The sequence below is a fragment of the Olivibacter sp. EAT-5 genome, assembly GCF_044784325.1.
Lineage (GTDB): Bacteria > Bacteroidota > Bacteroidia > Sphingobacteriales > Sphingobacteriaceae > Olivibacter > Olivibacter oleidegradans.
The window spans coordinates 3,970,230-3,987,147 of record NZ_CP173028.1; the positions used below are offsets into that span (position 1 = coordinate 3,970,230).

The window sequence follows — 16,918 nt, forward strand, 5'->3', positions numbered from 1 at the left end:
AATTAGCTAATGAGCTAATTAGCCAATTGGCTAATTAACAATTCTAAGTTTTGCAAATTTAAGCAACAATTGCTTTTGTCCTAATTCTTTAAAAAAAATAGTTGCTTTTATGTCCGGTTTATTACCTTCTAAATTAATTACCTTCCCAAATCCAAAGCGTTCATGCTCTACTTCCATCCCCACCTGCAAATTACTGGTATCAGACGGTGCGAAACCGGCACTGGGTTGATGCGCTTTTGGTAAAATGGAAGTGGTTTTGGGTACGACTTTCGGTTTGGGTTTGGTAAAGATGTCTTGTGATTGCGGTTGCGACCAAGCTGTCCTTGCTTTACCAAAAACATCATCACCGCTGGATTTAGAGGCTGTAGGAGCACTGAAATCCAGTGCCAGGTATCTGGGGTCTATTTCATCTATAAACCGACTCGGTTCACAATTATTGAGCGTTCCCCAACGATAACGCGATGTTGCATAGGATAAGGTCAGCTTCTTCTCAGCACGTGTAATCGCCACATAGAATAGCCGACGCTCCTCTTCCAATTCCGTACGTGAATTCAGGGCAAGTTGCGAAGGGAAGAGGTTTTCTTCAAGTCCAACGATAAAAACCTGCGGAAATTCCAGCCCTTTCGAAGAGTGAATTGTCATCAGTGATACTGTATCAGCATTCGGATTCTTATCATTGTCGTCATTTGTCAATAACGCAATATCCTGCATAAATACATCTAGGCCTTTTTCTGCTATATCTTCACGCTCACTGAATTCTTTAATACCATTTAATAATTCCTGAATGTTTTCATACCGGTTTAGGCCTTCAACGGATTTATCCTCATAGAGATCTTTCAATATACCGGAATGTTGTGCGATATGTAGAGCGGTATCATAGGCACTGTTGTTCTTCGCCAGCACTTGGAAACTTTGGATGAGGGAACCAAACGGATATACAACAGCTGCCGTACGTCCGTCCAAATACTGTTGTGGGGTGGTAATGACTTCCCAAATACTTTTTTGATGTTGATCTGCAGCAATAAAGATGCGTTCTACCGAGGTGTCACCTATGCCCCGTCTGGGATAATTAATGACACGCTTAAGTGCTTCTTCATCGTTGGGGTTAAAAGTAAGTCGAAAGTAGGCTATTAAATCTTTGATCTCTTTCCTTTGATAGAAGGAGGTGCCTCCGTATATCTTGTACGGTATATTAAGTTTTCGTAAGGCCTCTTCCATGGCGCGCGACTGTGCGTTGGTACGGTAGAGAATGGCGAAATCCTTAAAACGCAGCGATTGCAAGGAACGGTCTTGCAAAATATTTTCTGCTACCATTTTTCCTTCTTCATTGTCGCTGAAAGCCCGTACAACTTTTATCTTGTCGCCCGTTTCGTTTTCGGAGAAAACGTTCTTTTTTAACTGATTTTTATTATTCGAGATAATACTATTGGCGGCATTTACAATATTTTGGGTAGAACGATAATTCTGCTCCAACTTAAAAACTTTTAAGTCCGGATAGTCTTTTTCAAAATTTAAAATATTCTGGATATTCGCGCCCCGGAAAGCATAAATACTTTGAGCATCATCACCCACTACGCAGATGTTCTCGTTGATTGCCGCTAGCCTTTTAACAATCAGATATTGTGAGAAGTTGGTGTCTTGGTACTCATCAACCATTAAATACTTGAACTTTGTTTGATATTTATAAAGTACTTCCGGATGTTGGTTCAGCAGGACATTGGTTTTAAAAAGCAAATCGTCAAAATCCATTGCACCTGCTTTGTAGCAGCGTTGACTATAGGTTTGATAAATTTGACCTAGATTACCCCTTCCGCCCGATTGATCCTCAGCCTGTATTTGTGCATTCTTTTGATACTCTGCAGCGGATATCAGGTTGTTTTTCGCCGCGGATATCCGATTATATACAAAGTTTGCATTGTACAGTTTATCATCTAACTGCATTTCCTTGAGAATCGATCGGATCAAGCTCTTACTGTCGTCCGTGTCATAAATAGTGAAATTGGCAGGATAGCCAATATGATGAGCCTCCACACGAAGGATTTTAGCGAATACGGAGTGAAAAGTACCCATCCAAATGTTTTTAGCTTCATTTCCAACTACTTTCATGATCCGCTCGCGCATTTCCTTGGCGGCTTTATTGGTAAACGTTAATACTAAAATGTTAAATGGATCAATGCCTTTTTGTATTAGATGGGCTACTCGATAGGTTATGACTCTCGTTTTGCCCGATCCAGCTCCTGCTACAATCATAACAGGGCCATCTGTTTGTTCTACTGCTGCCCGTTGTGAAGGGTTCAATCCTTGTAAGTAATCCAAAATCTCCTCGCTATTTTTTTATTGGATAATGTGCTATTCAATAGTGTTTTACCAGATTGCAAGCTATCATAGGTTAATATATAAAATCCCATGAATATCTATGTTTGCCAAATACAAACACAGATGAAATAACCTGGATATTCCATATGGCCTTTAAAGGACAAATTATTTGCACATGAAATATTTAAGGGCATAAAGATACGAAATAGATATGAGCTTCATAAGGTGAGGGATGATTTTGTATTAAAATAATTTGGTTGCTTTTGATGTTCAATTAATACGGCAATTGGAGAATTGGGATTAGCATACTATAGAATATTTTAAATTTCGTATTTTCAGCCCATCAAATTTGAATTATGAGCTCATCATAGTTTATTCAAACCACATAGGGGATGAATAAATCTGATAGCTTCATCACTTTTAAAAAGAAAATTATATACAGATGAAACCGAGATGTAAATAATAATGGACACACAGGGCAATTGACAAGTATTTACATTTTTAGGTGTCAATGAGCTTCGCTGTCGCTTCGGTTATTTACCCGAGCTCTCATCAACCATCAAAAAGAAAATAACAGGATGAAAAAAATAATTGCTCCATTGCTTTTTTTGGGGATTTTGGTAACAGCGGGATGCAGATCGAATACGGCAACCGAAAGCGAAGATGAACAAAAAAAAGAAGAATGGGTCTCCCTTTTCAACGGAAAGGATATCAATGATTGGATGGTGAAAATTCATCATCATGAGTTCGGCGAAAATTATGGGAATACATTTCGGGTAAGGGATAGTACCATACAAGTACGATATGATCAATATGGCGATTTCAATGATCAATTCGGGCATTTATATTATAAAATCCCTTATGCCTACTACCACTTTAAATTAGCATATCGTTTTGTTGGTGAGTTACAAAAAGGGGCTCCGTCTTATACGCTACGTAATAGTGGAGTAATGTTCCATTCGCAAGACCCTCGTACTATGCCAAAAGAGCAAGACTGGCCTATTTCAGTAGAGATGCAGTTCCTGGGGGGCTTGGGGGATGGAAAGCCCAGGCCAACCGGTAATATGTGCTCGCCGGGAACTCATGTCGTATATAAAGGGAAAATCGCCGATTCGCATTGTCTTAATTCAACTTCAAAAACGTACGATGGGGATCAGTGGGTTCATGCTGAGCTAATCGTTTTAGGCGATTCTTTAGTGACCCATATTATTGAAGGGGATACCGTACTACAATATGCTAAACCACAGATTGGAGGTGATGTAGCACATGGTTATGACCCAACGATTAAAGTCGATGGCAAACTGTTGAAAAGTGGCTATATTGCACTCCAAAGCGAGGGACAGCCCGTCGATTTTAAGCATATTGAAATTAAAGATCTTTCATCGATTTATAAGAAATAATAATAGAACATGCAGGCATTGTATCCATTTAACGTGCGGGTGTATGGTATCCTTGTGACAGAGCAGGGCGAAATCCTGATCAGTGATGAACAAGAGTATGGTAAACGTTTTAGTAAATTTCCGGGAGGTGGACTGGAATATGGAGAAGGATTGCGAGACGCTTTACGCAGGGAGTATATGGAAGAATGTTTGGTAGAGGTGGAGGTATTAGATCATATTTATACAACCGACTTTTATGAACATTCTTACTTTAATGATAGTCAGATTATCTCCGTTTACTATCGTGTACGCAATAAAATGCCTTTTAATCTAACTTTTAAAACATGTGCTTTTGATTTTGATGAGACAGAAGGGGATGTTTTTCAGGCCTTTCGACTTATTAAGTTGGAAGACATTAAAATAGAGGATTTGACGTTCAAAACGGATCGCATTGCCCTTGAAGAGTTTTTTAAACAGGAGAAACATTTTATCAAATAATTTTGTTCAGTTTGTTCATTATCAAAGGCTAACTACGTTAAAATATTCGGTTTAAGTATCTTTAAGGTGCTATGTTTGGTACCTTCTTAAACCTAATTTTATTACTAACCGCTATCAACCTCTCAGCCCAGGTTTACCCGGCTTCCCGATATTGTGCTATGGGTGGTACGGGAAATGCATTGCAAGGTGTTGAAGGGCTGACATCCAATGTGGCCGGCATTGGTTCAATGACTGCATCTAGAGCAGGCATTTATCACCAAGAACATTTTTTAAACACAGATATACGCACGCAGGGGCTGCTATTGGCAGTGCCCACAAAATTGGGTGTATTTGGTTCTCATATTTCAAATTATGGGATTAAGGATGCTTATAGCGAGTTGAAGGCAAATCTTAGCTACGCTAAACGTTTTGGCCCTCAGCTGTCCATCGGCCTTGCTTTAAATTACCATCAACTGCAGCTGAGGGAATATGGCAGAAATCAAGCTTTTTCGGCGGATGTTGGTTTACAATTTCAAGTAAAACCATTCTGGGTCATCGGTGCCCGCGTTGCAAACCCTGGATATGCTTCTTATGATTATTCCGCTTATTCCGTTATTCCGGTGATAATCGGCGTAGGTACCAGCTATCAATTTCATCCGAATTTACTTATAACTGCCGATTCGGAGAAGGTTCTTTATCGAGATAAGGTAGATTTCCGAACAGGCCTTGAATATAAACCCATTTCCTGGATGAGCTTTCGAGGTGGAATCGGATTAAATGAGTTTAGTCAATTTTGTGGGTTTGGCTTTGTATATCATAAAATGATTTTGGATTTAGCCACGGTGATTCATCATCGACTCGGGTTATCCCCTCAATTATTGCTTGCCTATGCTTTCTAAATCGGTCTTTTTTGTATTCTTATTTCTGTTATCCCATCTGGCCACTTTTTGCCAAACGGAAAATACCGATCTTATCGAACAGCTTGTTGAATCCATGGCCGATGATCTCACAGAAGATTATGATTATATGGAGCTTACAGAGAGATGGAACTACTATTTGAAACATCCGATCGATCTTAATAAAACAAGCAACGAGGAATTAAGCGAACTTCGTTTTTTGTCACCCTTGCAGGTAGCTGCTATTATCAACCATCGTAAACTAGCGGGTCCTTATCTGACGGTATATGAACTGCAAGCGGTGGACGGGCTGGATGTGGAGACGGTACGGCTCCTGCTACCTTTTGTTCGGGTAGAGCCATCGTCGAATTGGAATATGCCGGCAAAAGAGTTTCTAAGCAGCGGAAGACATGATTTGATGTTTCGATATGGACGCATCCTAGAGAAGCAAAACGGCTATGCCATAAAGGATCTAAACAGGTCGAGATATCTGGGTAGTGCCGATCGTTTATTTGGCCGATATCGTTACACGGTTCCGCAAAAACTTCAACTATCGTTAAACATGAAAAAGGACGCAGGTGAACAGTTCTTTAACGGGGCACAGCGCCTTGGCTTTGACTTTTATTCGGGAAGCCTTTATCTACAGAGCGTCAAACGATGGAAACATGTTGTTATTGGCGACTATTCTCTACAGTTTGGACAAGGACTTGCTTTATGGACAGGGGTTAGTTTCGGAAAGGGAGCACTGGTTCAACATGTGGCGCGACAAGGCATCGGTTTACGTCCCTATACATCAGCTAACGAGTTTTCTTTTTTTCGCGGGATCTCAGCCACCTATTCAGTAAAAAAGTGGAGCATTACGCCTTTTATATCTTATAAAAGATTGAGCGCTACCTTCGTGGATAGTCTTGCAGGTAAAGCTAATTATAGCGCTATTATTGAAAACGGCTTACATAGAACACCTAACGAGGTATCGAACAGGCACAATTTAAAGCAGTTGCTATTTGGTACCAATGTTCAGTATCAACGAAATTCACTTACTATTGGTGGCAATGTGTTTTATACCAAGCTGTCAGGTATAATAAGACCTCGGACACTTTTATACAATCAATATGCGTTTGCCGGAAACGATTTATCAAATGCCAGTATATACTACCATACCTATATTCATAATATGTACCTCTTTGGAGAAGTAGCGCATAGTTTTGGTAGCGGTTTAGCGTATACAAATGGTATTATCTCGTCCTTATCCCACGACTTGTCCTTGGTTTTGCAGTACAGAGATTACCAAAAGAACTATCATGCATTCTATAACCAAGGATTATCGGAAGGGAGCCGTGCAGTAAATGAAAAAGGATTCTATACCGGACTTATCTTTCAACCCAATAAGAAAGTACTATGGGTGGCTTATGCAGATGCTTTTAAATTTCCTTGGATAAGGTACCGAGTAGACGCACCATCGGATGGTCAGGATCTGTTTACACAATTGACTCTTACTCCCAATAAAAAGCTAAGATATCTGCTTCGTTACCGTTTTCGGAATAAAGCTGAAAATGGCGATTCGATACACCCCACTGCCGTGCTAGACCGGGTTCGGCGACAACAAATTAGGGCTGAAGCACAGTATCAGGTTAGCTCGACCATCGTTTTCCGTAACCGGTTTGAATACGGGTTTTATAAAAAAGCGGCACATGCCGAAAAAGGCTATCTGTTTTATCAGGATGTAATTTATAAGCCTCAAGGTATGTTTTCAGGTAATGCCCGTATCGCTTTATTTAAAACAGATGGTTATAATTCGCGCATATACGCTTTTGAGAATGATGTCTTGTATGCATCATCGTTTCCCTTCTACAGCAATAAAGGGATACGGTATTATTTGAATCTACGCTGTCGAATCAAGAGGGGTATGGATTTTTGGTGCCGTTATGCGGCTAGTCACTATCCGACGCTCCAAGAACTCGGTTCGACCTTGGATAAGATTGAAGGCAATCGCAAATCAGAAATCAAAATGCAGCTACGCTTTCAATTTTAAACTGAGATGTCTAGATTCATCAATTACCATACACAGGCGCCATTCGTATCTTTTTTGCTTGCCCTCATCCTCGGAATTGGAATAACCTATTTCATACCCGCTTCGATTTTTACATATCGGCTCATACTAATTGCTTGTCTATTGTTAATTGCTTGTTTTTTTGGTCTTGCCATTGGAACAAAGTGGAAGGTTCGATACTTATATGGACCTGCTTTTATAATTTTTTTTTCAATACTTATTTGCTTCGGAGCTTTGCTAAACTGGGAAAGCAATCCGGTTATCGACCATAGACATTTCAGTCATTATCAGAGTGATCATTTGCTTGGTTTTGTATCCGGTGAACCTAAGGTGAAAGGGGAAATTATAAGCACCGAAATGACAATCAATTATGTGAAGATAAAAGATGAATATAAGCCGGTAAGAGGGAAGCTTTTACTGAAAATTAAAACAAAGGAGAGAGACTTACTACTCCATTATGGTGATGAGCTTCGTATTCTTAGCAACTTTAAACGACTCAGGCAACCTTATAATCCCCATGAATTTGATTACGCAGTTTATATGTCTCATCGGGGAATTTGGCACGAAACGTTTCTTACTTCAGATGCGTTGAGCAAGACCGGTCGTAAAACGGGAAACCCGTTAATCGGTTACGCGCTCGAAACCAGAAAAAAAATGGTCGAGAAGTTTAATCGGTATTTTAGGAGTAAGGAGTCTGCGGCACTTCTCGCTACGCTAGTTTTAGGGTACCGTGCTTCCTTGGAGAAGGAACTGATAAAGGTCTTCTCCGCTACCGGCACAATACACATATTGGCCGTTTCCGGTATGCATGTTGGAATTGTCTTCGCTTTGTTTGCTTTTTGTTTACAATGGATGAATAAAGGCGGATGGTTGCGATATATACGTCTTCTTTTATTATTACTCTTTATATGGGCTTACGCATTACTAACAGGTTTTGCGCCATCTGTTCTCCGAGCGGCATTTATGATCAGTATCTTCATTATTGGCAATACGCTGAGACGTGCCGGTAATGGATATAACAACCTAGCCGCCTCTGCCTTTTTCTTATTATTGTACAACCCGGGATTTCTGAGAGATGTAGGTTTCCAATTGTCTTATTTGGCGGTTCTTGGTATCATTTGGTTGATGCCTCTTTTATCAGAGCTAGTAAGGTTTAAATATGAACTAGCGAATAAAGGCTGGTCATATGTATCGATGTCTTGCGCAGCACAATTAGCGAATTTCCCACTGGTGCTCTATTATTTTCATCTCTTTCCTGTTTATTTTTTGCCGGCAAACTTGTTTATCACCTTGCCGGTTAGCCTCATTATTTACGCTGGTTTCTTATTATTAATGCTGCCGCTAAACAAATTCACCTATGGTATGGCTGATATATTAGAGCAATTCGTTCTTTTTGTTAACCGGGTATTGGTTCGTATAGAACAATGGCCTTTAGCTACCGTGAAGTCGATTTGGTTAACAAGCTATGAATACCTGATGCTTTACCTGGTTATGATAACGCTGGTACTAGCTTTTCAATTTTCCCGGAAGCAGTTGTTTTATGTATCAATTATAAGTATTCTTGTTTTAGGACTGATTGTCAATCAGCAATTATGGTCTAAGCATAACAGTAACCGACTCATCATCTTCAATGTCAATGATCAAATGGCTATAGGGCTTATAAATGGTGCAAAACCAATTCTTTACAGCAATGCCGATTCGATACAACAAGCGTTTATCCAATATTCCGTAATACCGGCACTTGAAGCTTATTCATCGATTCAATATTTATCCTTTATCAAAGAACCAGTGAAGTTCCATCTTAACGATATTTCCATCACGAACAATCATCTTCAATTTATGGAGAAACAGTTACTGATTTTAGACGGTCGAAAGAACCATCCAATCGCTACCGCACCTGACTGGTTGTTGGTACGAAACAATCCGAAAAGACCGTTAGACAGCTTGTTGGACACCTTGAAAAAAAGCACGCTTCTTATACTAGATGGGTCTAATAGTCGACATACCATTGATAGGTGGCGGGCAGATGCAGAGCGATTGAATATCGAATTCTACTGTCTAAAGGATAATTTTGCTTATGTTTGGAGCGCTAAATAGCTTAAACGCTATGTCTATACACGAAATTCTAGAACGGTATTGGGGTTATTCGCGTTTTAGACCTCTTCAGGAAGAGGTTATAAACCATGTTTTGGCTGGCCATGATGCCTTAGCGTTGATGCCTACAGGCGGAGGCAAGTCGCTCTGCTTTCAAGTTCCTGCACTGGCAATGAAAGGGATTTGCATTGTTGTAACTCCTTTGATAGCCTTAATGAAAGATCAAGTCGAGAATTTAAAAGCAAGAAACATAAAAGCGGTAGCAATATTTGCGGGTATGACCAAACGTGAAGTAGATATTGCATTGGACAACTGCGTGTATGGAGATATAAAATTTTTATACCTGTCGCCTGAACGCCTAATGAACGAGCTCGTGAAAGAACGGCTACGGTATATGCCTGTCAATTTATTCGCCATTGATGAGGCTCATTGTATTTCACAATGGGGATATGATTTTAGACCCCCTTATCTTCATTTATCTGAACTACGTGAGCTACATCCACAGGTGCCGTTTTTAGCATTAACGGCTACTGCCACACCTAAAGTAGTAAATGACATCCAGGAGAAACTTAAATTTAGAAAAACGACCGACCAAGCCGTATTCGTCAAAAGTTTCTCACGGGAAAATTTGGCCTATATGGTGATTGCTGAAAACCATAAGACCGGCCGCTTAGTCAAAATCATAAAAAAAATAAAAGGAAGTGGTATCGTTTATGTCCGAAACAGAAGGGAAACGCAGGAAATTACCCGTTTCCTGTTGATGGAAAACATAAAAGCCGATTTCTATCACGCCGGGTTGTCGACCCCGGAACGATCGAAAAAGCAAGAGGCATGGAAACAAAACCAGACACAGGTAATTGTAGCAACCAATGCTTTTGGTATGGGTATTGACAAACCTGATGTTCGTTTCGTAATCCATATGGATATTCCGGATACATTGGAAGCTTATTTTCAGGAGGCTGGGCGAGCCGGACGGGATGGAAAGAAAGCCTACGCGGTGTTGTTGTATAATGAAGAAGACAAGGAGCGACTAATAAGAAATTTTGAGTTAAGCTTTCCCACAACCAAGGAAATCACCCAAATTTATTATCACTTGGGAAATTATTTTCAATTGGCGTATGGTGCGGGACAATATCTGTGCTTTGATTTTGATATAGGCACTTTTTGCAAAAGGTACCAGTTAGAACCTTTAAAAGTAATTAGTGCGCTGAAGTTTTTGGAACGCGATGAATGGCTCGCAGTAACAGAAAATGTATACTTACCTTCCCGGTTTCGCTTCGAAGTGGGATCGCAAGATTTATACAGTTTTCAAGTAGCCCATGCCAACCTGGATGGATTTATCAAAGTCATGTTACGTGCTTATGGTGGGGCCTTTGATTATTATGTTTCATTCCGTGAGGCGGACTTAGCCCGTAAAGCGGGACTCTCACTCCATGAGACGCTTAACCATTTAAAGCAGCTGGAACAGTATCAGATTATCAGTTATTTATCGCAGACAGATAAACCTCAGATCCAGTTCTTGCAGCCAAGAAGCGATTCACAGCATTTACATATTGACAAAAAGCACATTGATGAACGAAAGAAAATAGGAGAGGAGCAATTGCAGTCCGTACTCAACTTTTTACAGCTTGATGCTTGCCGATCACAACAACTGCTAGCTTATTTCGGAGAGAAAAACATGGAGCTTTGTGGGATATGCGATTATTGCCTGAAGAGGCAGAAGAAAGCAAAGGAAGAAGAAATAGAAGACCTAATCGTTGCCGAGATCATAGACCTGCTATCAACTAATCATTTGACCTTAGATGCTTTGGTCGATGGATTGAAAACGGGAGATGAAAGCGATCGGATCACCTGTATCCGTAATTTAGTTGATGGCGGAAAAATAAAATTTAACAGCGGTAAGTATTATCTCTAATGGAATAAATAAAGAGTACAGTCCCCTTTACACAGAAACACACTGTTACAAAATAAGTGTGAAATAATCACATTAGCATACAATTGACCGAGTTTGTTTGCTTAATTGAATGTTGTTTATATATTTGTGCTAACCACTTTATAAACGATATGGAATACTGCGACTCTACGGATGCTGAATTACTAACGAAAATAAAGGAAAATGACCACCGAGCATTCAAAGAGATTTATAAGAGATATTGGAAAGTGTGTTTTTTACAATTATTCAAAAAATCAAGCAGTAAAGAGTTAGCAGAGGAATTAACCCAAAATATTTTCATATCCCTGTGGGAGCGCAGGCAAATAGTTGAAATAAACAATTTATCTGCTTACTTGATGTCGGCTGTTCGATTCAGCTTCATTAATTATCTAAAAAACGTTTTGCAATTTGATCAATATGCGGAATACAAAAAGACGCATAGTGAGATCGGTGCGAATAGCTTGGAAGAGCAGTTAGCGGTTCGGGAGCTTTCTATCTCGATAGAAAAAGGAATTAATATGCTGCCTCGTAAAACCCGGGAAGTGTTTGTGCTAAGTCGCCTAGAATATAACTCGGTGAAGGAGATCGCACAGAAATTAAAAATTTCCGAAAAGGCAGTAGAATACCATATTACCCAATCGTTAAAAGCCATGCGCCTAGCCCTGAAGGATTATATGATTATTATAACTTTTATTGTTTCTGCTTTATTTTGCTGCTAGAACGACTTCCGGAAATCGTCTATCAGCTTTTATTGCATATCCCTGGCTTTGCAACAAGCTTGCTCAGATCCTTACCACAAGATTATACTGGCTAATTATCACATTGGCTAATTCGTTAAGTAGTCAAATAGTTGAGTAGGGAAATAGTTGCTCTACAATTCACCACTTAACGACTCAACCAGTCAACGTTTCAACAACTCAACCACACCACGTCTCAACCAAATAAAAAAAAAATTAAAAAAATTTAGGGGTATGGCTTAGTTGTATTACTATAGATATGTAAAGCCTTTATAAGGCCTATACTAACCAGCATCATTATGAGCCGTAAAGCCTTTCAAAGTTTATTGGAGCGCTATTTAAAAGGTAACTGCACACAGGAGGAGCAGGAAACCGTTCGTCGTTGGTATGATTTGTTAGATAGCGATGTCGATTTAAATTTAAGCGAAGTCGAATTTGCAGAACTGGAAGATCGGCTATGGGATAAGATTAACAAGGAAACGCAGCCAAGGGAGGACAAAAAAAAAGGTCGATCGACGGTGATTAGGCCATTCGGTAGATTTTATATATCAACAGCCGCAGCCGCGGTGCTGTTAATTGTAGGTTCGGTTTGGGTTTACAATCGATTAAAGTGCAATCCCGTTGAACCGGACTTTGTGAGTAAAAAGGAAAGCTTCATTACGAAAGTTATAAATCCGAATGATGAACCATTGGAAGTTTCCTTGCCGGATTCAACGCGGATTAAGCTTTTCAAAGGAGCGCAGCTAACATATGCTACTCGTTTTAATAAACGAGAAGTTTCATTAGTCGGTGACGCACTATTTAATGTGAAGGGAGACCCCGCTAATCCTTTTCAGGTATTTCATGAAGAAATGATTACCAGGGTATTAGGTACTTGTTTTAAAATCCAGTCGGGCAAGGGAGCGGGTAAAGACGAAGTAATTGTGTACACCGGTAAGGTACAAGTAATACGAAGTGCTAAAAATAATTTGGTACGACGAATAATAGAGACACCGAAGACCTTGAATTTAACGATGAATCAACGAGCGATATTGGACGAGCAAAAAGGAAGCTTTAGTGAAACGTTGGTAGAAAGGCCCATTCCTGTTGAGACGAAAAGAACGCTACTTGATGAGGTCGTATTTAAAGAAATCAGTTTAGCAGACTTAGCCAATAAATTAAGTGATGTTTATCATATCGATATCCGTGTAAGACCAGCTGTCAGGAAGATTACATTTCGAGGAGATTTGAGTGGTATGGAGTTGTTTGATCAGCTAAATCTCGTTTGCAATGTTACAGAAACCAATTACCATATAATCGGTAAAACAATTGAAATCCAATAAATCCAATCAATAAAACGAAAACCAAACATGAATCGCTTATGAACACAACGTAGACTAAACCAAACAAAGACCGGCAATATGGGGGTATTGCCGGTCGGAGATTAAATCATGATTCAGGGTCGGTGCTTAAAACCGGCCCTTCACAAACCAAAATTTTTCGAATTTATGAAAAAAGAACGAATTATTGCTTTAACAAAAACGGCGATGAGAATATCCTTTATTCAAGCGCTTCTTATTTCGGTGGGAACCTTAAGTGCCTACGCCCATACAGCCGAAGCACAGGGAGCTTTGAAAAAAACGATTAGCATAACGAAGAAGAGGATGACCTTGAAGAACTTTTTAGAGAATTTGGAAACCCAATCTCAAGTAAAGTTCGTGTACAGTCCTTCTATATTAAAAAGCCATCGAATAGTGGAGGTGGGAAGCTTGCAAAGTAACTTGGCGGATGTGTTGGAGGAGGTATTGGCTCCGATGGATATTAATTATAAGGTAGAAAATGAAAAGATCTTACTCATTCAGAATCGACAAGAACTGAAAATTGTAGGTAGAGTAACCGATGCAACGGATAATGCGCCTTTGCCAGGAGTCAGTGTCTTAGTAAAAGGGTCAACCAATGGTATTTTAACAGACAATCAAGGGCAGTATAGCTTAACCGTGAAGGCAAACGACATATTAGTTGTCTCCTATGTAGGTTATACGAGTCAAGAAGTTCGCGTTAGCAGTGGGAAGACAACTTATAACATCAGCTTGCAATCAACTACGAGCGATTTGGACGAAGTGGTGGTTACCGGTTATTCCGCACAACGTAAGAAAGACTTGACAGGTGCCGTTGCGGTGGTTGATATTGGACAATTGAAAAGCCAGCCTGCTGCGAGCCCAGTTGAAGCCTTACAAGGTAAAGCCACTGGCGTGCAAATCGTTTCTGATGGAGCGCCGGGAGCAACACCTCAGATACGCATCCGCGGTTATAGTACAATCAATAATAACGACCCTTTATATGTAATTGATGGGGTTCCTTATGAAGGAAAATTAGGTTGGTTGAACTCGAATGATATCGAAAGTATGCAGGTATTGAAAGACGCTTCGGCGGCTTCCATATATGGGGCACGTGCAAATAATGGAGTTGTTATTGTCACTACAAGAAAGGGTACTAAAGGAAAAGCGACAATAGGTTTAGATGCATATTACGGTGTTCAACAAGCTAGAAGTAGCGCTTTTCCAGATATGTTAAATCCACAACAGTGGGCAGAAAATCTTTATCAAGGTTATCGTAATGCAGGCCTAGATCCAGTCAGTGCCTGGGGTAGGATGTATGGTTCTGGAGATAACCCAGTATTACCGGATTATTTATTAGCTGGAGGAAAAGTTGGCGCCCAAATTACTGCTGCAGATGTGGATCCTGCTCTATATAATTATTCGCGTGATAACTCCACCTTTTACCAGATTACTCAAGCAAATAAGGTGGGAACCAATTGGTTCAAAGAACTGACGCAGTCTGCTCCTATGCAAAGTTATCAACTTAGTGCTAGCGGTGGGTCGGATGATGCAACCTACGCAATGTCTGGCGGGTATTTTAAACAAGAAGGCGTGGTGATTAATACCGGTTTCCAACGTTTTAATTTTAGATCCAACACCCAATTTAGTGCATTTAATAAAAAATTACGCATCGGAGAAAACGCGCAATATTCTTATACAGAGAATTATGGCATAGGATCTAATGTTAATGTCTCTGGTGATTATCAGGGAGAAGGAAGCGTGCTCGGATTTGCCTATAGGATACAAAATATTATTCCTGTATATGATATTATGGGGAATTTTGCCGGGTCTCGAGGTGGTGCTTTGGGAAATGGAGAGAATCCTGTGGCCATATCTTATCGAGCTAAGGATGACAAATCGAAAAGTAATACATTTTTTGGTAATGCATTTGCTGAATACGACATTATTGAGGGTTTGATGTTGCGCACCAGTTTTGGTATTCGCTATGAAAACTGGGGCAATATTGATATTGTCTATCCTAATCCGGAATTTCAGGAAGGAAGTTTTAACAACGCCTTGACAGAAAACCAAGGATATAATACCGAGTGGACTTGGACAAACACTTTGAATTATAAACCGAAACTTGGTGATGACCACAGTTTGAATGTATTGTTGGGTACAGAGGCTTTTAAAAGCCGCAGTCGACAATTAACTGGAGGTAGGAATAACTTCTTTATCTTAAATAGCCTGGATTATCTTTATCTAAGTCAAGGAAGCTCTAATATTAGCAATAACAGTTTAGGTAACGTAGGTTCCCTATTCTCTTTATTTGGTAAGGCCGACTATGCTTTTAAAGACCGTTATTTATTAAGTTTAACTGTACGTCGTGATGGTTCGTCTAACTTCGGTCCAGATAATCTTTATGGGGTATTTCCTGCAGCTAGTGCAGCTTGGCGGCTATCTGAAGAGGAATTTTTGAAAGACGCTACTTGGTTGTCTGATTTGAAAATCCGTGCAGGGTATGGAGTTACAGGTAACCAGCGGATTCCAACCTTTCAATACCTCAATCGCTTTTCTTCCACTATTGCGCAATCTTCTTATCCGATGGGAGGAAGCTCATTTGTAACGGGTATTTACCAAAATGCTTACAGTAATCAAGGTATCAAATGGGAAGAGGTGAAATCGCTCAATTTAGGACTTGATTTTACTTTATTGAATGGTGATTTTGACGGGTCGTTTGATTGGTATAACCGTAAAACGAGCGACATGCTTTATCAATTGCCTTTGCCTGCCATTGCGATCGGTTTAGGAACTTCTCCTTATGTGAATGTGGGTGATATGCAAAACAAAGGAGTAGAATTGTCGCTAGGATATCATTATGGCAGAAGTCAACAAAAACCATTTACGTTGGATGTTACAGCAAATATATCGCGAAACGTAAACGAGGTGGTTTCTTTAGCGCCATCCGTAACGCAGCAGGTATATGGGAATTTTAGAAGCTTGCAAACCACTATTTTGAAAGACGGCGCGCCTTTTGGTTCGTTTTATGGTTACAATATGATCGGTATTTATCAAGACGAAGAGGATCTTGCGAATAGCCCGACTTATTCTGGTGCACGTGTGGGGGGACCAAAGTATGCAGATATTAGTGGAAACGGAACCATCGGTCCAGAAGACCGTGATGTCATTGGTAGCCCACATCCTGATTTTGTTTATTCACTAGGTATTAATGCTGCCTACAAAAATTTTGATGTTCAAATGTTCTTTAATGGTTCACAAGGAAATGACTTATATGAAGCGACGCGTTATTTTACGGATTTCGGGACTTTCGCTGGGCAAACCAGTACTCGTTTGTTAAACGCTTGGAGTCCAACAAATACCGGCAGCATGACACCTTCGCCTTATCAAGGGGCTTCAGATTTTGAATATGCTTCCTCTAGTTATTATGTACAGGATGGAAGTTTTTTCCGAATGAAGAATTTTCAGATAGGCTATAACTTTCCTGTGAAGACGCTTTTTGGAGCCAATACTGAAATCAGTAGATTCCGCGTTTATCTCGGTGCAACGAATTTATTTACCATCACAAATTATACTGGCCTTGATCCGGAAGTCTCACAAACCAATAGCACCTTTCAAGCTTTGGGAGTTGACTTTGGTGTTTATCCGGTACCACGTCAATATATGATAGGGTTAAATATTGGCTTCTAATAATTAATGTTTCTGATGAGGCCTATAAGT

At 40.0% G+C, this 16,918-nt stretch carries 10 protein-coding genes; 9 read left to right on the forward strand and 1 reads right to left on the reverse strand.

The genetic code is table 11. The features are described from left to right. Positions 1–30 precede the first annotated feature (30 nt). A complete protein-coding gene (locus tag ACH11B_RS16405; protein WP_013666197.1) occupies positions 31–2,316 on the reverse strand; it encodes a UvrD-helicase domain-containing protein in 2,286 nt (761 codons plus the stop codon). 578 nt (positions 2,317–2,894) lie between these two features. On the opposite strand from ACH11B_RS16405, the gene ACH11B_RS16410 reads away from it, so the two are divergent. The 9 genes from ACH11B_RS16410 to ACH11B_RS16450 all read left to right on the forward strand — a co-directional run bounded on the left by ACH11B_RS16410 (position 2,895) and on the right by ACH11B_RS16450 (position 16,888). Beyond that, on the forward strand, positions 2,895–3,716 hold the full coding sequence (locus ACH11B_RS16410) for a DUF1080 domain-containing protein (RefSeq protein ID WP_377609400.1): 822 nt from the start codon (positions 2,895–2,897) through the stop codon (positions 3,714–3,716). A 9-nt stretch (positions 3,717–3,725) separates the two neighbouring features. Then, positions 3,726–4,193 carry an NUDIX domain-containing protein gene (locus tag ACH11B_RS16415; RefSeq protein ID WP_013666199.1) on the forward strand — a complete coding sequence of 156 codons (468 nt, stop codon included), beginning with the start codon at positions 3,726–3,728 and terminating at the stop codon, positions 4,191–4,193. A gap of 71 nt (positions 4,194–4,264) precedes the next feature. Then, positions 4,265–5,071, forward strand: coding sequence for a hypothetical protein (locus ACH11B_RS16420; protein WP_130857306.1), 807 nt, complete (start codon positions 4,265–4,267; stop codon positions 5,069–5,071). Next, positions 5,061–7,100 (forward strand): ComEA family DNA-binding protein, encoded by a 2,040-nt coding sequence (locus ACH11B_RS16425; protein WP_377609398.1) that lies wholly within the window; start codon positions 5,061–5,063, stop codon positions 7,098–7,100. The genes ACH11B_RS16420 and ACH11B_RS16425 overlap by 11 nt, the downstream gene beginning before the upstream one ends. Positions 7,101–7,106: 6 nt before the next feature. After that, complete coding sequence (locus ACH11B_RS16430; RefSeq protein WP_377609396.1) at positions 7,107–9,215, forward strand: ComEC/Rec2 family competence protein; 2,109 nt, start codon at positions 7,107–7,109, stop codon at positions 9,213–9,215. Positions 9,216–9,225: 10 nt separating this feature from the next. Then, positions 9,226–11,127, forward strand: coding sequence for an ATP-dependent DNA helicase RecQ (locus ACH11B_RS16435; RefSeq protein ID WP_289552766.1), 1,902 nt, complete (start codon positions 9,226–9,228; stop codon positions 11,125–11,127). A 149-nt stretch (positions 11,128–11,276) separates the two neighbouring features. Then, a complete protein-coding gene (locus ACH11B_RS16440) occupies positions 11,277–11,864 on the forward strand; it encodes an RNA polymerase sigma factor (RefSeq protein WP_013666204.1) in 588 nt (195 codons plus the stop codon). Positions 11,865–12,181: 317 nt separating this feature from the next. Next, entirely contained in the window at positions 12,182–13,204 is a 1,023-nt protein-coding gene (locus tag ACH11B_RS16445; protein WP_130857311.1) for a FecR family protein, read from the forward strand. A gap of 165 nt (positions 13,205–13,369) precedes the next feature. Further along, positions 13,370–16,888, forward strand: coding sequence for a SusC/RagA family TonB-linked outer membrane protein (locus tag ACH11B_RS16450; protein WP_377609393.1), 3,519 nt, complete (start codon positions 13,370–13,372; stop codon positions 16,886–16,888). Positions 16,889–16,918: the final 30 nt, after the last annotated feature.